Below are 16,463 nucleotides of genomic sequence, written 5' to 3'. Positions count from 1 at the left end.
CGGGGGTGAGCGTGACCAAGGCCGCTATCTGGAAGACCGACTGGTTCCTTGGCGTCGTCATCAGCCTGCTTTTCCTGTTCTCCGCCCAGTCCGACCTGATCCAGAGCCTCGAGCGCAAGGCCTACGATGTCGGGGTCAGCGCAACCGAGCGCACACCCAGTCCGCGCATCGCCATTATCGCGATCGACCAGCAGAGCATCGACAACATCGGCCGCTGGCCGTGGTCGCGCGACGTGCACGCGCGCATGATCGACAAGCTGGCGCAGGCGCAGTCCAAGGTGGTCGGTACCACCATCTTCTTCGCTGAACCTCAGATCGACCCCGGTCTGGCCTACATCAACAAGCTGCTGGCCATCGAGTCGCAGGTACGCGCGGCCGCCACGGTACCGCCAGTGGAAGGCGAGGGGGAGCAGGCGCCGCCCGCCGCCGAATCGCTGGACGCCTTCTCGGCCGTGTTGCGTGAAGCCGAGGTCGCACTGAATACGGACCGCCAGCTTGCGGACAGTGTCGCCCGGGCCGGCAACGTGGCGCTGCCCATGCTCTTCCTCGATGGCGAGCCGCAGGGTCGGCCGGACAAGCCTTTGCCCGAGTTCGTGCGCCGGATGGCGTTGAAGAATGTCGAAGGCAGCGAACCGCTGCCGCCGCTGACGCTGGACGTGTCGGCCGGCGTGATCGAGCCGCTGGGCAAGGTGGCGGCCGCGGTCGGCCACCTGAATCCGTCGATCGATCGCGACGGTGGCCTGCGTCTGCAGCCGCTGGTGATGACTCATTTCGATCAGCTCTATCCTTCGCTGCCGCTGCTGATCGCCGCAAAAAGCCTGAACCTCGGCGTCGACGACATCCGCGTGAAGCTCGGCGAATCGGTCACGCTTGGACGCCTGCAGGTTGCCACCGACCCCGGTCTCGGCATGTACAGCTTCTATTACCAGGGCACGGACGGTCGCGCCGCATTCCCGGTCGATTCCTTCTTCGACGTGATGAGCGGCAAGATTCCGCTCGACAAGTATCGCGACAAGATCGTGCTGATCGGCCAGACCGCACCCGGCATCGGCAATTTCTACGCCACACCGGTGTCGCCGGCCATGTCTTCGGTCGAGGTGATGGCGCACGGGCTGTCCAGCATCCTGCAGGAACACTTCTTCGTGTCGCCGTCCTGGGCCTGGGCGGCCGAGTTCGGCGTGTTCCTGCTGATCGCCCTCTACCTGATCGTGCTGTTGCCGCGACTGAAGGCCGGGCTGGGCGCCGGCGTCACGGCGGCGCTGTTCGTCGCGCTGCTGGCCACCCACTTCGTGCTGATGACCGGTCAGCTCATGTGGCTGCAACTGATGCTGCCGGCGACGCTGCTGCTGGTCGGCCACCTGCTGCTGACGACCAAGCGCTTCCTGGTGACCGAGCGCGGCAAGGTGAAGTCGGACGAGCAGTCGGCCGAATCCAACCGCATGCTGGCGCTGGCTTTCCAGGGTCAGGGCCAGCTCGACATGGCCTGGGACAAGTTCCGCCAGGTGCCGCTGTCCGATGCGGTGATGGAAAACCTGTACAACCTGGCTCTCGATTTCGAGCGCAAGCGCCAGTTCAACAAGGCGGAATCGGTGTTCCGCCACATGGCCGACTTCAATCCGAAGTTCAAGGATCTGGAAACCCGGGTCAAGCGGGCCAAGGCGATGTCGGAAACCGTCATGCTGGGCGGCGGTGGGGGCGGGCGCACCAATACCAGCATCCTCGAGGACGGCACGGTCGAAAAACCGATGCTGGGCCGCTATCAGGTCGAGAAGGAACTGGGCAAGGGTGCGATGGGCGTGGTCTATCTGGGCCGCGACCCGAAGATCAACCGCGTGGTCGCGATCAAGACGATGGCGCTGTCGCAGGAATTCGACGAGGAAGAACTGGCCGACGTGAAGGAGCGCTTCTTCCGCGAGGCCGAGACGGCCGGCCGTCTGAACCACCCGAACATCGTCACCATCTTCGACGCCGGCGAAGAGCACGATCTGGCCTACATCGCGATGGAGTTCCTGAAGGGGCGCGATCTGGTGCCGCAGACCAAGCCGGGCCACCTGATGCCGCTGCCCAAGGTGATGGACATCGCCGCCCGGGTGGCAGACGCGCTCGCCTATGCGCACGGCAACAACGTCGTGCACCGCGACGTGAAGCCGGCCAACATCATGTACGAAGCCGAATCGGACCAGGTCAAGGTGACCGATTTCGGCATCGCGCGCATCACCGACTCGTCGCGCACCAAGACCGGCATGGTGCTTGGCACGCCGTCCTACATGTCGCCCGAACAGCTGGCCGGCAAGAAGATCGATGGCCGTTCCGACCTCTTCTCGCTCGGCGTGATGCTGTTCCAGATGGTCTGCGGCAAGCTGCCCTTCGAAGGGGATTCGATGGCGCAGCTCATGTTCCGCATCGCCAACGAACAGCACCCGGACATCCGCGACCTGCGGCCGGACGTGCCGGACTGCCTGTCCGCCATCATCGACCGCGCGCTGGCCAAGGACGCGGACGCCCGTTACCAGACCGGCTCCGACATGGCGGCCGACCTGCGTACCTGCGCTGGCAACCTCACCCAATCCCTCTCACAGGTCGACTTCAGCATCTGACATGAATCAGGATCTCAGCCCTTCACTGCAGATGGTCAGCCGCTCCGACTCCGGCATGGTGCGGACGCACAACGAAGATGCCGTCGCCACCCACCCCGCGATCGGCGTGGCCGTACTCGCCGATGGCATGGGCGGGTACAACGCCGGCGAGGTGGCGAGCGGCATGGCCACCGCGGTGATCAGCACCGAACTCGAACAGGGCCTCGGCGAAGGCCGCAAATCGATATCCGAACTGCTGGAAGCGGTGATCGGCCACGCCAACGAGTCCATCTATCGCGCGGCCGAAAGTCAGCCCCAGTATTCAGGCATGGGCACCACGCTGGTGATGGCGGTGTTCCGCGACAACCACATATCCGTTGCGCATATCGGTGACTCGCGCATGTACCGGCTTCGCGGCGACGTTTTCGAGTGCGTCACGCGCGATCATTCGCTGTTGCAGGAGCAAATCGACAGCGGCATGATTACGGAGGAAGACGCCAGACGCTCGCAGAACAAGAATCTCGTGACCCGGGCGCTGGGTGTCGATCCGGTGGTCGAACCGGAAATCCATACCTACGAGGTCGAGACCGGCGATGTCTACCTGTTCTGTTCAGACGGTCTGAACGACATGGTCGAAAACGAAGACATCGAACTGACGCTGAAGGCGCTGTCGGCCAATCTCGATCTGGCCGCCGAACAGCTGGTGCAGATGGCGAACGACAATGGCGGGCGCGACAACGTTTCGGTGATACTGGTCAAGGTACTGCAGCCTTTCCCGGTTGCCCGGCGCGGCTGGCTTGCGCGACTGCTCGCATGGTTGAAGTAAAGGACTGGAAAATGGCAAAACTCATACTCAGCATGGATGGTCTGGTCCTCAAGGAGCTGCCGCTCGCCAAGGAGCGCACGACCATCGGGCGCAAGCCGCACAACGACATCCAGATCGACAATCTCGCGATCAGCGGTGAGCACGCGGTCATCGTCACCATCCTCAACGATTCCTTTCTTGAGGATCTGAACAGCACCAACGGCACCTATGTGAACGGGCAGCCGATCAAGAAGCACTTCCTGCAGAACAACGACGTGGTGGAACTGGGCAAGTACCGCCTGAAGTACATCAACGACACGCCTGCCCAGGCGCCGGCGCCTGACTTCGAAAAGACCATGGTCCTGCGCCCCGACATGATGCGCAAGCCGCCGGCCGAGGCACCGACTGCTCCGCCTGTGGTGCCGATGCGCTCGCCGACCGAAACGCAGGCCGGATTCCGCGCTGGCGCTTCGGTGCCGGCGGGCACTTCGATGGGGGGTGGCATGCCGCCGCCCGCGCCGGTCGCACCGCCGCAGCCGGCGGCGCCCGCCGCACCGCCGAACCAGATCGGCGCCATCCAGATCCTCAACGGTGCAAACGCCGGACGCGAACTGGAACTGACGAAAACGCTGACCACACTCGGCAAACCCGGCCTGCAGGTGGCGGTGATCACGCGGCGGCCGCAGGGCTACTTCATCACCCACGTCGAGGGCGCCAACTTCCCGGTGGTCAATGGCAGCCAGCTGGACGCCCAGGCGCACCCGCTGAGCGATCACGACGTGATCGAGATCGCGGGCGTCAAGATGGAGTTCTTCATCAAGCGCTGAGCCGGCACGCCTCGCTCATGTCGCTGAGTCCTGCGCGTTGCGCTGACCGGTCGGCCACCTGCCGGCCGGGGTCCGATCGTCCGACCCCAGCCGGGGCGGCGCGGTGAATCAGCACGTGCTGAAGTACGGAATCGGCCTGGTGCTGATGCTCGTGCTGCTCGGGCACGCCGCCCGCTTCTACCAGATTCCGGTTCTCGGCAATCTGGACCACATCGCCTACGACACCAAGCTGTCGCTGACCATGCCGCGCACGCGCGACGACAGGGTGGTCATCCTGGACATCGACGAGCGCTCGCTGGCCGAGGTCGGCCGCTGGCCCTGGGGGCGGGAGCGTCTGGCGACGCTGATGGACAAGCTGTTCGACCACTATGGCGTGATGCTGCTGGGCATCGACGTGGTGTTCGCCGAGCCCGATACCAGTTCAGGTCTGCCGATGCTCGAAGGACTGGCCACCGGGCCACTTGCCGACAACGAGAGCTTCCGCGCCGCGCTGGACGGACTGCGCCCACAGCTCGATTACGACAAGCGCTTTGCCGCGTCACTGCAGAACCGTCCGGTGCTGCTGGGCTACTACTTCAGCGATCGCGGCGAAGGACTGAGCAGTGGCGCGCTGCCCGACCCGGTGCTGCCGGCCGGGACTTTCCGGGGCCGCAACATCGCGTTTGCCAGCTTCAACAGCTTCGGTGCCAACCTGCCACTTTTCCAGGCGTCCGCACTCGGTGCAGGTCATTTCAATCCGCTGCCTGACTTCGACGGGCTCAACCGACGCGTGCCGATGCTGGTCGAATACAAGGGCGCCTATTACGAGTCGCTGTCGCTGGCAGTGGTGCGCACCCTGCTGGGCAGCCCCAAGCTGGTTCCGGGCTACGCCGAGGGCGGACTGTTTGGAGTGAGCGCCCGCGACTACGCGGGGCTGGAGTGGCTGGAGCTGCCGTCCGCGCGCGGAACCTTGCGCCTGCCGGTCGACGAAAACGTCGCCGCGCTGATTCCCTATCGCGGTCCGCAGGGCAGTTTCGCCTACTACTCTCTCGCCGACGTGTTGGCCGGGCGCACACCGGTCGATGCGCTGAAGGGGCGCGTTGCCCTGCTGGGCACGACCGCGCCCGGCCTGCTCGACCTGCGGGCGACGCCGGTCGGCAGTACCTATCCGGGGGTGGAAATTCACGCCAACCTGATCGCCGGCATGCTGGACGGGCACATCAAGCACCGTCCCCAGTACGTGACCGGATTCGATGTGGTCGTGCTGCTGCTGGTCGGCGGCCTGCTGTTGTGGGCGCTGCCGCGCCTGTCGCCGATGAATGCCACGCTGCTGTCGGCGGGCATGCTGCTGCTCCTGCTGGGCATGAATTTCGCGTTCTGGCAGTTCGCCGACTTCGTGCTGCCGATCGCGGCCAGCCTGCTGCTGGTGGTCGGGCTGTACGCGCTCAACATGTCCTACGGCTACTTCTTCGAATCGCGCTCGAAGCGGCAGTTCGCACGCATGTTCGGTCAGTACGTGCCGCCCGAACTGGTCGAGGAAATGAGCCGCAACCCCGAGCACTACAGCATGGAAGGTCGCAACGCCGAACTGACCATACTGTTTTCCGACATCCGCGGCTTCACCAGCATTTCGGAAGGGCTGGAACCGAAGCAATTGACGCAGCTCATGAACGAATACCTGGGCGCAATGACTTTCGTCATTCAGGATCAGCGCGGTACGCTCGACAAATATATCGGCGACGCGATCATGGCCTTCTGGGGGGCGCCGGTGGACGATCCCGCGCACGCGATCCACGGGGTGACGGCCGCGTTGCAGATGCAGTCGAGGCTGGCCGAACTGAACAGTCACCTGACCGCGCGCGGCTGGCCGGAACTGAAGATAGGCATCGGTGTGAACACCGGCACGGTCACCGTCGGTGACATGGGGTCGCCAGTACGCAAGGCCTATACTGTGATGGGTGACGCGGTCAATCTGGCGTCGCGCCTCGAAGGACTGACCAAACAGTATGGTGTGGGCATTCTCGTCGGCGATGAAACGCGGCGTGCCGTCAAGGGCGTCGTGTTCCGCGAGGTGGATCGCGTGCGGGTGAAGGGCAAGGACGAGCCGGTATCGATCTACGAGCCGCTGGCGATGGAAGCCGATTTCGATCGCGGGCGGCTGGAAGAGCTGAAGTTGTGGAATCAGGCGCTGCGCCAGTTCAGGAACCAGGAATGGGATCAGGCTGAACTGACCCTTTTCAACCTGCAGCGCATGGACCCGGGGTGCGTGCTGTACGGCTCCTACGCGGAGCAGATCGGACACTATCGCCGTTCGCCGCCCGGCAAGGGCTGGGACGGCGTGCGTACCTTTGATACGAAGTAGGCGGACGAAAACGGACTTACACGCGGGAAACAGATGAGGATACGGGTGCTCGGTTGCAGTGGTGGCATAGGCGGTGCGCATTTGCGTACCACTTCGCTGCTTGTCGACGACGATATCCTGATCGACGCCGGAACGGGGGTGGGCGACCTGTCGATCGCCGAACTGGCACGCATTGACCACGTTTTCGTCACCCACAGCCACCTGGACCACATCGCCTGCCTGCCGCTGATGGTCGATACGGTGGGCGAATTGCGTTCGCGTCCGCTGACCGTGTGGACCACGGCGCCGACGCTCGAAGTGCTGCGGCGCCACATCTTCAACTGGTCGATCTGGCCGGATTTCACCGAAATTCCGTCGGTCGAGCGACCGTTCATGACTTTCCGCGAATTGCGAGTCGGCGACGAGATCGACATGGGTAGCCGGGCGATCCGCGTGCTGCCGGCGCAGCATACGGTGCCGGCGGTCGGTTACGCAGTGCGTTCGGCCGGCGGCACGCTGGCCTTTTCCGGCGACACCACCGTGTGTGACGAGTTCTGGGACGCCGTCAATGCCTTGCCCGACCTGCGCTACCTGATCATCGAAACAGCCTTTCCCGACCGCGACCGCCAGCTTGCCGTGATGTCGCGCCACCTGTGTCCGGACATGCTTTCGGGGGAGCTGGAGAAGCTGCGTCACCCGGCCGATATCTACATCACCCATCTGAAGCCAAGCCAGATGGACATGACCATGCGCGAGATTGCCGACACGCTCGGCTCGCGCAAGCCGCACATGTTGCGCAACAATCATGTTTTCGACTTCTGACCATTCGAGGCGCGGCAGCTTGGCCGCGCGGGTCAGCGGTGACGAGGTGAACAAATGAGTGCAGTGCTACCGCCGGCCAGCGATCTGGGCGCGATGAGCGATGTGTCGAGCCGGCTGGCGTTCTTCAAGAACCTGCAGGGCGTGACGACCAAGATTCACGCCACCATCAATATCGACGAGATCATGCTCGAACTGTCGCAGGAGATTTCTGCGCTGTTCAACGCTGATCGACTGACCATCTACGTGTTGGGCGACGACCGGTCGACCATCGTGTCCAAGGTCAAGACCGGCCTGAATTCGTTCAAGGATCTGCGCCTGCCGCTGACCGAGCAGTCGATCGCGGGCTTCGTCGGCATGAGCCGCAAGCTGCTCAACATCCGCGACGTCTACGACGACGCCGAGCTGAGGTCGCATTCGTCCAGCCTGAAGTTCCTCGACGGCGTGGACAAGAAGACCGGCTACCGCACCAAGCAGATGCTGGTCGCGCCGATTCTCGACCCCGAGAAGAAGGATCTGCTGGGCGTGGTCCAGCTGATCAACAACAAGTCCGGCCAGCCTTTCTCGGCGCTGGCCGAAGAAGGCCTGCTGAGCATGGCGCACACGCTGGCGGTGGCTTTCCAGCAACGCAGCAAGCCGACGCACGTGGTCAAGTCGAAATACGACTACCTGGTCGTCGATGGCGTCATGTCACCGCAGGAGTTCGATCTCGCCTCGCGTGCGGCGCGGCGCAAGGGCGTCGATGTCGAGGACGTGCTGGTACGCGATTTCCAGGTCAAGCAGCTGGCGATCGGTGCGTCGCTGTCGAAGTTCTTCGGAGTCGCCTACGAGCCCTTCAAGCCCGAGCGGGTAAAGCCCTTCGACCTGATCAAGAACCTGAAGCGCGAGTACCTCGAAGAGCAGCAGTGGGTGCCGGTGGAAGATTCCAGCGAGGGCATCGTCGTCGTCGCGCTCGACCCGGAGAAGGTGAAGGGGGCGCGCGTCGTCAACAACATCTTCCCGAAGGCCAAGCTGGTCTTTCGCGTCACCACCACGAAGGAGTTCGTGCAGACGCTGGATCAGTTCTACGGCTCGACGATGGACGACACCAGCGTCGGCGACCTGCTTTCCGACATGCTGGAAGAGGACGAGGTGCATGACGTCGGCAGTGACGATGTCACCGCCGCTGCCGACAACGAGCTGGTCCGGCTGGTAAACAAGATCATCATCGACGCCTACCAGCAGGGCGCATCCGACATCCACATCGAACCGCGTCCGGGCAAGGACAAGACCCAGGTCCGTTTCCGCAAGGACGGCACGCTGCACCCCTACATTGAGGTGCCGGCCAGCTACCGCAGCGCGCTGGTCACGCGCCTGAAGATCATGTGCGACCTCGACATTTCCGAGCGCCGCAAGCCGCAGGACGGCAAGATCAAGTTCCGCAAGTTCGGCCCGCTGGACATCGAACTGCGGGTGGCCACAATACCTTCGGCGGGCGGCGTCGAGGACGTCGTGATGCGTATCCTCGCCGCCGGCGAACCGATACCGATCGACAAGTTGGGCGTGCTGCCGCACAACCTGTCGCGGTTGAAGGAGGCGGTGAGCAAGCCCTACGGCCTGTTTTTCGTGTGCGGTCCGACCGGCTCCGGCAAGACGACCACGCTGCACTCCATCCTCAGCCACATCAACACGCCGGAAACCAAGATCTGGACCGCCGAGGACCCGGTCGAAATCACGCAGAAGGGATTGCGTCAGGTACAGATCAACAAGAAGGCTGGCCTTGATTTCGCTGCCATCATGCGCGCCTTCCTGCGCGCAGATCCGGACGTGATCATGGTTGGCGAAATGCGCGACAAGGAAACCGTGGCCATCGGCATCGAGGCCTCGCTGACCGGTCACCTGGTGTTCTCGACGCTGCACACCAACAGCGCGCCGGAATCCATCGTCCGCCTGCTCGACATGGGCATGGATCCGTTCAACTTCGCCGACGCGCTGCTCGGTGTCCTGGCCCAACGGCTGGCCAAGCGTCTGTGTCCGAAGTGCAAGGAGGCCTATCACCCGGACGCTGCCGAAATGAAGCACTTCCTTGAGGAGTACTGCGAGGAGCTGCGCAACACCGCCGACTTCAAGGTCGACGCCGAAGGGGCGATGGATCGCGTGTTGAAGGACTGGATCAAGGCCTACGCCGACGACAAGGGGCGCTTCACGCTTTATCGGCCGAAGGGTTGCCCGGACTGCAGCAATACCGGCTATCGCGGCCGCCTCGGCCTGCACGAACTGATGCTCGGTACCGACCGCATCAAGAAGAACATCCAGGAGCGCGAACGCGTCGCCACCATGCTCGCCACAGCGCTGGAAGAGGGCATGCGCACGCTGAAGATGGACGGCATGGAAAAGGTGCTGTCCGGGCTGACCGACATGAAGCAGGTCCGCGCGGTCTGCATCAAGTAAGGCGTCGCGGCACATGGACAAGTTCGACGACCTGCTGCGGCGCTTCGAGGATCTCAACGAGATCGGCGCCGCACTGTCGAACGAACGCAATATCGAGGCCCTGCTCGAAAAGATTCTGCTCGCCGCCAAGGCCATCACCCACGCCGACGGCGGCACGCTCTACCGCACCGACGAAAGTGGCGAGCACCTGCGCTTCGAAATCATGCGTACCGACTCGATCGGCATCGCGATGGGCGGCACCAGCGGAAAGCGCATCGTGTTTCCGCCGCTGCCGCTGCATCTGCCGGGCGGCCTGCCGAATCTGTCCATGGTCGCCGCCTACTGCGCGCTGAACCGCTGTACCGTCAATATCGCCGACGCCTACGCGGCCGAGGGCTTCGACTTCTCCGGCACGCGTGCCTTCGATGCCCGCACCGGCTACCGCTCGACCAGCTTCCTGACGGTGCCGATGATGAACCACGAAGGTCGGGTGATCGGCGTGCTGCAGCTGATCAACGCCGTCGATCCGCTGACCGGCGTGGTCGGCGTGTTTTCCGATTCCGACCGCCGGCTGGCCGAGTCGCTGGCATCGCAGGCCGCCATCGCGCTGACCAACCGGCAACTGGTGAGCCAGCTCGAAGCGCTGTTCGAGTCCTTCATCACGCTGATCAACAACGCCATTGACGAGAAGTCGCCCTACACCGGCGGTCACTGCCAGCGCGTACCGACGCTGACCATGATGCTGGCCGAAGCGGTCAATGACACGACCGACGGCCCGCTGGCCGACTTCACGATGACCGACGCCGATCGCTACGAGCTGAAGATCGCCGGTCTGCTGCACGACTGCGGCAAGGTGACCACGCCGGTGCACGTGGTCGACAAGGCGACCAAGCTGCAGACCATATTTGACCGCATCCAACTGGTCGATGCGCGCTTCGAACTGATACGTCGCGACATCGAACTGGCCACCTTGCGCCGGCAGATGGCGCTCGGCCCGGATACGACGAGTGCTGCGCGCGCACGGATCGAGCGCGAAAGTGCCGACCTGCTCAATGAGGTCGAGGGCGACCGCGCCTTCCTCCGTCAGGCGAACATCGGCTCGGAGCGGATGAGCGATGCCGACGTCGAACGGGTGCACGCGATCGCCCGGCGCTGGTCATGGACCGACGCCCAGGGCGCCCGTTACCCCTGCCTCAGCGCCGACGAGGTCGAGAACCTGACCATACGTGCCGGCACGCTGACCGGCGCCGAACGCGAAATCATCAATTACCACATCGTGTCGACGATACGCATGCTCGAGTCGCTGCCCTGGCCGCGGCACCTGACCAATGTGCCGGAGTACGCTGGCGGCCACCACGAACGGATGGACGGCAAGGGCTACCCGCGCGGACTGACCCGTGAGCAGATGAGCGTGCAGGCCCGCGTGATGGGCATCGCCGACATCTTCGAAGCGCTGACCGCCAAGGACAGGCCCTACAAGCGGCCGATGAAGCTGTCCGAAGCGCTGCACATCCTCGGCAAGTTCCGCCTGAACGGCCACATCGACCCCGACCTGTTCGATGTGTTCGTCCGCCAGCAGGTCTATCTGCGCTACGCGGAAACCTATCTCGACCCCGAACAGATCGACGACGTCGACCTCAGTGCCATCCCCGGCTACGCAGTGAACTGACGTTTTTCGTCACATGCTGCCGGTGAACGGCAGGACAGAAGCATCTGTGTCGAACTGTGTCGCCGCGCTCGGAACAAAAAATCCTTGTGTTTCAGCGAACTGTAAAAAAGTGCTAAAGCTGGCACCCGCCTTGCTCGATATCACCCTGAGCGCAGTCGCGCCCGTTCCGTTCCAACAGGAGAGAGTGATGAAAAAGGTTCAGCAAGGTTTCACCCTGATCGAACTGATGATCGTGGTCGCGATCATCGGCATTCTGGCGGCGATCGCGATTCCGCAGTATCAGGACTACGTTACGCGTGCGAAGTGGCAGGATGCTGTGGCAAGTCTCGCATCCGTCCGAACTGATGTAGCGCTGTGCATTCAGACCAACGGTGGATCGCCTGGAGCTTGCGATTCGAACGAAGACTTGGCGACGGCTACCGGTAAGACGGGTTATACGATTCCGACGAGCTTTGCAGGCGGCGCTGTTACCCTCGGCACCATTGCCTCGACCGAGGGAACTGGCGGTGTTGGGGGGACAATTTCGTTTCCTCTGACTGGCAATTCATCGGTGAGTAGCTGTACTCTTAACATGGTTGGTACAGTTGGCACTACGAGCATCACGTGGGCCTATCAGACCGGTGGATCTGGTTGTAACAAGTCGAAGACGGGTTTTGACACTGGAAGCAGCTCCAGCTCCAGCTCCAGCTCCAGCACGAGTTCGGGCGGCTGATCCGAGCTTCGCATGAAGGAAGAGGCCCGTGAGGGCCTCTTTTTTTTCCATGAACTCCGTTTTCCGAAGCTATCTCGCGACGCTGCTTTTCCTTGGCATCAGCCTGACGTTTTACACGCAGATCAGCCCCTGGCATCGTGCTTCACTCGGTCAGATGCTGCATTTCGGCAGCGACGGTGCAATCGTCTTCTCTGTGTTCGACGCCTATGTGTGGCTGATCCTGCTGTATGCGGCCGTACTGCCTTTCTACTACCGTCAGACAGCGGCGGAATCCAAGGCGCTGGTTGTGGCGCGCGCGGGCTGGCAGAAGATCCGTAACGGTCGTGTGTTCGATGCCGACGAAGCTTTGGCCCTCCGCATCCTTCTGCTGAAGTTCTTCTTTGCGCCTCTGATGGTCAGCTGGTTGCTGCAGCATCTGGCGGCATTCTCCGGCTTGACGTCACTTCCGGGTTCTGGCGTGGCCGTGAACTGGATCGAGCTATACAACAAACACCTGCATGCGCCACTGATACATGTCGTGGTTTTCGTTGATGTGCTGTGCTTCACCTTCGGCTATCTTGTGGATCATCCGAAACTGAAGAACGGATTCGTGTCGGTCGATCCGACGCTGTCCGGCTGGCTGGCGTGCCTCATCTGCTACCAGCCTTTCAACCAAGGACTGACGGCATTCATCGGCTGGTACAGCAGCGATACACCGATTGTCGGTGATCCGCATCTGCAGTTCGCGATCAACATTTCCGTACTGCTGACGTTTGCCATATACAGCACCGCCAGTGCGAACCTCGGTTTCAAAGCCAGCAATCTGACCAATCGCGGCATCGTGCGACACGGTGTCTATCGCTGGATCCGCCATCCTGCCTATACCTTCAAGAACCTGGCCTGGTGGCTGGGGGCCATGCCGCCACTGTGGGCGGCGTTACAGACCTCGGTACTGGGCAGCATCGCCATCCTGCTGTCCCTCTGCGGCTGGACCGCGATCTACGTCGCGCGCGCGCTGACCGAAGAGCGCCATCTGCTGATGGCCGACAACGGCTATCGCGAGTACATGCAACAGGTGCGCTACCGCTTCATTCCCGGTCTCGTCTGACGTTCGGTCTCCTCGCACTGCAGATGGCGCGCCACGACATGGTCGATGGCCGCCAGCAGCTGTTCGTTCAGGCGCAGGCCATCACGATGGCGCCGGGTGGCGATGAACACCCAGTTCCATCGGGCGTGAGCCGGAACGACGGCTAGCGCGCTGACGCCCGGCAGTGAGCCATCCCGCCAGAACATTCGCTGTCCTCGTGCATCGTCGAAGACGTGGAAGATGAGGCCGTGGCAGTTGCGCGGCCCACTAGCGCGCACACAGGCCTGCGGCGCAGTGTCCAGCGCCTTGAGGCTGTTTGCCGGGAAGGCCCGCGTAATAAGACGGGAGAGGTCGCGAGCGTTGCTCTCGAAGCCGCCACTTGCCAGCATGGCCGGATAGTTGAAGTAATAGCTGGCGGGGTCGTCCGTTGGATCGTCCGGACTGGCGTGGTAGCGGACAGTCAGGTCACTTTCGTCGTACGGCGCGATGGTCGACCTCCCGATGCGTCGGACAATCGACGCGGCGACCCGGTCGGCGAGCGATTGCCCTGTACGAACGCGCAGCGCCTCGCCGAGCAGGCAATAACCGGTATTGGAATACTGGAAAGTCGCCCCGGCGGGTGCGTGCAGTGGTTCTGACAGCAACTGCCCGATATGAGGCGGGCAACGTGGTTCGGGCCTGAGCATTTCATCCAGACCAGCATGGCGACGCAGGCCGGATCTGTGCCCGAGCAGATCACGCAGGGTGATGCCGCCGACGCCGCGACCACTCGAATCACTGTCGATGCCCAGCACATCAACCAGTTTCGAACCGAGTGGCAAGCTCTTGTCCGCATCGGCATCAAGGACCGCTAGCCCGGTCAGGATTTTCGACAGACTGGCGATGCGCAACGGCTGATCCACCGTCAAGGGGCGACCGGGCGAGGCCTCACCGAATGCCAGATCAATGGCTTGGACGTCGCGACCGCGCAGCGAGAACTGGGCGGCTGGCAATGACTGCTCAGTGAGCAGGCGCTGCAGTTCCGATGTGAGTGCGGCCGTGCATCGAGGCGCGGCATTGGCGTGTGCCACCGCTAGAGCCGCGGTCAAGGTGACGAGCAGCAATCGTCGCATTACTCAGACTTCGATCAGGTCGGGTGAAATGCACAGCCTGAGAATGTGTTGGGCTGCACCATCCCGCACGCGATTGCTGAGCCACCACACCGCACCCTTTTTCACCGACCACTCCGCCTCCTCACCCGACAGCAACAACGCCGCCACCCGCCCCAGCGTCGGTTGATGCCCCACCACCATTACGGCGCCGCTGCCCGTCGGCCAGTCAGTGGCCGCAATCAGGTCAGCGACCGACGCATCGGTGCTCAACAGCCTTGAGGTTTCGAACTCCAGTTCCAGTGTCTGCGCGGTCTGCTGACAGCGGGTGGCCGGGCTGACCAGGATTCGGGTGTTCTTCGGCAGGCGGGGTTTCAGCCAGGCGGCCATCTGCTTGGCCTGCTTCTCGCCGCGCGCGGACAGTTGGCGGCTGGCGTCGGGTACGGTGTCGAGCGCTTCGGCGTGGCGCCACAGGATCAGTTCCATCGATGTCTCCTCGTGTTCTGTTCAGGCGCGCGCAGTGTGGTGAGGTGACGTGACGGATGCATGACACGGCGCCCCGGATTCAGCGCGGGCGCGGCATGCGTTCCAGGCGCTTGAGCAGCTTCGGTGCCTCGTCGACGATTTTCCGGTAGCGCGGCATGTGATGGGCGGCAATCTGAGCGACCGCAGCGAGCCGCGCCGGGTTGCTGCCGGCGGCGGCCAGCAGGCGTGGGCCGGCCTGGCTGAGGTCGTTGATGAAGCCAAGCTGCTCCTGTGCGGCCGCCAGCGTTTCGAGCGCGCGCCGGGCGCGATTGGCGTGCAGCAGCGGCAGGCTGAATTCGAGCGCGTAGCGCAGCCGCTTCACGTCGATGCGCAGCGCGTGCAGCGCGGCGATGTCGCCGGATCTGGCCAGACGGGCGGCGGCGATCATGCGGGTGTGCGCGCGCGCCAGACGCTTGCGGGCGAGGGCGGCCAGCGATGGTGCGTCCTGCCGTTCGTCGAGCCGATGCAGCACGTCGAGCAACGCGATCATCAGCCGGGCCTGCCTGCCGTCCTGCAAGGCATTGATGACGCGCTCGCGCACTTCGCCGCGTATCGCGAGCAGTGTGCTGGCGAGATCGTTCAGTTCTGGTGAGGCCGCCTTGCCCAGCAGCGGCGCCACCAGTTCGGACTGCAGCACGTCGCGGTCGCGCAATTCGCCCAGTTCGCCAGCCAGCGCACGCAGGTGCTGCGCCAGATCGTCGGCGCTGCCGTCCGGCAACGCGGGCGCGAACACTCGCAGTGCGCTGCGCAGCCGGCGCAGCGCGACGCGCATCTGGTGGATGAATTCCGGCGCGTCGCTGTTCAATGCGCCGTGTTCGTTTGCCTGGTAGTGCGCGATGCAGTCCAGCGCGACCGCGCGGAATGCGTCTGCGGCCGAGCCTTCCGGGTCTATCGGCGAGCGGCCGGCGCGCACCGGTTCGGGTTCGGTGCCGGCCATCAGGTCGTAGCCGCGCTGTGCCTTGCTGCGTGACTCTGCACGCAGCGGCAGCGTTGCCGCGAGACGGCCAGCGAACTCAAGCAGGGCGTCGACCGGGGCGCCGGCAAGTTCCAGTTCGAGTTCGGAGATGGTTTCGCGCTGCTCGCCGGCGATGATGTGGCCGCGATCGGCCATCAGCAGCAGTTCGCCGTCACCGGCTTTGAAACGCCATTCGCGCCGCTCGAAGGTGGTGTCGAACACGGTGACGAGCACGCCGCGGTCGCGCAGGGCTTCGAGTTCGGAGCGCAGCGCCGGGTCGTCGATGGCCGAGAAATCGAAGTGACCGCTGAAGGGCTGCTCCCATTCAGGGCGCGACGACAGGCCCGCGCGCGACGCGCTGGCGCACTTCACCGTCTGCAGCCAGCGCCGCCCGGCGCGACGCAGGCGCAACGCGACGCGTTGGCGCCTCAGTGCAAGGTCGGGGGTGTCGAAATAGAGGTTGCGCAGCGTCTGCGTGTGCGCCGGCGCGATGGCCTCGCGCAGCAGCGGGTGACGGGAGAATGCGCGCCAGCCGGCGCCGGCCATCGCCAGTTTGAGTTCGATTTCCTGGGCCATCGTTTCCGTGCCTGAGCGGGGTCCAGTGCCCGCAACCGGGCCGATGGTAGAACGAAAGCGGGTTTCTTCGTCACCTCGCGGGCGGAAGGCCCGTGCGGCACTTACGCGCGGCGTTG

Annotated in this window: 12 protein-coding genes; 9 read left to right on the top strand and 3 right to left on the bottom strand. The window is 63.7% G+C overall.

Annotated elements, in window-relative coordinates; genetic code table 11:
* The first annotated feature begins 5 nt into the window (after positions 1 to 5).
* The 9 genes from METFAM1_RS0109835 to METFAM1_RS0109795 all read left to right on the top strand — a co-directional run bounded on the left by METFAM1_RS0109835 (position 6) and on the right by METFAM1_RS0109795 (position 13,224).
* Entirely contained in the window at positions 6 to 2,597 is a 2,592-nt protein-coding gene (locus tag METFAM1_RS0109835; RefSeq protein WP_019919441.1) for a CHASE2 domain-containing serine/threonine-protein kinase, read from the top strand.
* A 31-nt stretch (positions 2,598 to 2,628) separates the two neighbouring features.
* Positions 2,629 to 3,402, top strand: coding sequence for a Stp1/IreP family PP2C-type Ser/Thr phosphatase (locus tag METFAM1_RS0109830; RefSeq protein WP_024300618.1), 774 nt, complete (start codon positions 2,629 to 2,631; stop codon positions 3,400 to 3,402).
* Positions 3,403 to 3,413: 11 nt separating this feature from the next.
* Positions 3,414 to 4,208: an FHA domain-containing protein gene (locus METFAM1_RS0109825; RefSeq protein ID WP_024300617.1), complete on the top strand. Its 795-nt coding sequence runs from the start codon at positions 3,414 to 3,416 to the stop codon at positions 4,206 to 4,208.
* A gap of 103 nt (positions 4,209 to 4,311) precedes the next feature.
* A complete protein-coding gene (locus tag METFAM1_RS0109820) occupies positions 4,312 to 6,549 on the top strand; it encodes a CHASE2 domain-containing protein (RefSeq protein ID WP_019919438.1) in 2,238 nt (745 codons plus the stop codon).
* 33 nt (positions 6,550 to 6,582) lie between these two features.
* Complete coding sequence (locus METFAM1_RS0109815) at positions 6,583 to 7,350, top strand: MBL fold metallo-hydrolase (RefSeq protein WP_024300616.1); 768 nt, start codon at positions 6,583 to 6,585, stop codon at positions 7,348 to 7,350.
* A 54-nt stretch (positions 7,351 to 7,404) separates the two neighbouring features.
* Entirely contained in the window at positions 7,405 to 9,777 is a 2,373-nt protein-coding gene (locus tag METFAM1_RS0109810) for a GspE/PulE family protein (protein WP_019919436.1), read from the top strand.
* A gap of 13 nt (positions 9,778 to 9,790) precedes the next feature.
* Positions 9,791 to 11,425, top strand: a complete 1,635-nt coding sequence (locus METFAM1_RS0109805; protein WP_019919435.1) for an HD family phosphohydrolase — start codon at positions 9,791 to 9,793, stop codon at positions 11,423 to 11,425.
* 187 nt (positions 11,426 to 11,612) lie between these two features.
* A complete protein-coding gene (locus METFAM1_RS21335; protein WP_024300615.1) occupies positions 11,613 to 12,137 on the top strand; it encodes a pilin in 525 nt (174 codons plus the stop codon).
* A gap of 49 nt (positions 12,138 to 12,186) precedes the next feature.
* Positions 12,187 to 13,224 (top strand): methyltransferase family protein, encoded by a 1,038-nt coding sequence (locus METFAM1_RS0109795; protein ID WP_019919434.1) that lies wholly within the window; start codon positions 12,187 to 12,189, stop codon positions 13,222 to 13,224.
* On the opposite strand, the gene METFAM1_RS0109790 is transcribed toward METFAM1_RS0109795, so the two are convergent.
* The 3 genes from METFAM1_RS0109790 to METFAM1_RS0109780 form a co-directional block, all read right to left on the bottom strand.
* A complete protein-coding gene (locus tag METFAM1_RS0109790) occupies positions 13,197 to 14,315 on the bottom strand; it encodes a serine hydrolase domain-containing protein (protein ID WP_019919433.1) in 1,119 nt (372 codons plus the stop codon). The genes METFAM1_RS0109795 and METFAM1_RS0109790 overlap by 28 nt on opposite strands.
* 3 nt (positions 14,316 to 14,318) lie before the next feature.
* Positions 14,319 to 14,777, bottom strand: a complete 459-nt coding sequence (locus METFAM1_RS0109785; protein ID WP_019919432.1) for a SixA phosphatase family protein — start codon at positions 14,775 to 14,777, stop codon at positions 14,319 to 14,321.
* Between the two features lie 79 nt (positions 14,778 to 14,856).
* Positions 14,857 to 16,347, bottom strand: a complete 1,491-nt coding sequence (locus tag METFAM1_RS0109780; RefSeq protein ID WP_019919431.1) for a CYTH and CHAD domain-containing protein — start codon at positions 16,345 to 16,347, stop codon at positions 14,857 to 14,859.
* Between the last annotated feature and the right edge of the window lie 116 nt (positions 16,348 to 16,463).

The organism is Methyloversatilis discipulorum (assembly GCF_000527135.1).
Lineage (GTDB): Bacteria > Pseudomonadota > Gammaproteobacteria > Burkholderiales > Rhodocyclaceae > Methyloversatilis > Methyloversatilis discipulorum.
The sequence above is the reverse complement of the archived record's forward strand: the minus strand, read 5'-3'. Positions and strand labels throughout refer to the sequence as shown.

Excerpts from the sequence above, each read along its gene's own strand:
- METFAM1_RS0109780 (WP_019919431.1), bottom strand. The coding sequence starts at position 16,347 with ATGGCCCAGGAAATCGAACTCAAACTGGCGATGGCCGGCGCCGGCTGG.
- METFAM1_RS0109790 (WP_019919433.1), bottom strand. The coding sequence starts at position 14,315 with ATGCGACGATTGCTGCTCGTCACCTTGACCGCGGCTCTAGCGGTGGCA.
- METFAM1_RS21335 (WP_024300615.1), top strand. The coding sequence starts at position 11,613 with ATGAAAAAGGTTCAGCAAGGTTTCACCCTGATCGAACTGATGATCGTG.
- METFAM1_RS0109825 (WP_024300617.1), top strand. The coding sequence starts at position 3,414 with ATGGCAAAACTCATACTCAGCATGGATGGTCTGGTCCTCAAGGAGCTG.
- METFAM1_RS0109805 (WP_019919435.1), top strand. The coding sequence starts at position 9,791 with ATGGACAAGTTCGACGACCTGCTGCGGCGCTTCGAGGATCTCAACGAG.
- METFAM1_RS0109795 (WP_019919434.1), top strand. The coding sequence starts at position 12,187 with ATGAACTCCGTTTTCCGAAGCTATCTCGCGACGCTGCTTTTCCTTGGC.
- METFAM1_RS0109830 (WP_024300618.1), top strand. The coding sequence starts at position 2,629 with ATGGTCAGCCGCTCCGACTCCGGCATGGTGCGGACGCACAACGAAGAT.
- METFAM1_RS0109810 (WP_019919436.1), top strand. The coding sequence starts at position 7,405 with ATGAGTGCAGTGCTACCGCCGGCCAGCGATCTGGGCGCGATGAGCGAT.
- METFAM1_RS0109785 (WP_019919432.1), bottom strand. The coding sequence starts at position 14,777 with ATGGAACTGATCCTGTGGCGCCACGCCGAAGCGCTCGACACCGTACCC.
- METFAM1_RS0109815 (WP_024300616.1), top strand. The coding sequence starts at position 6,583 with ATGAGGATACGGGTGCTCGGTTGCAGTGGTGGCATAGGCGGTGCGCAT.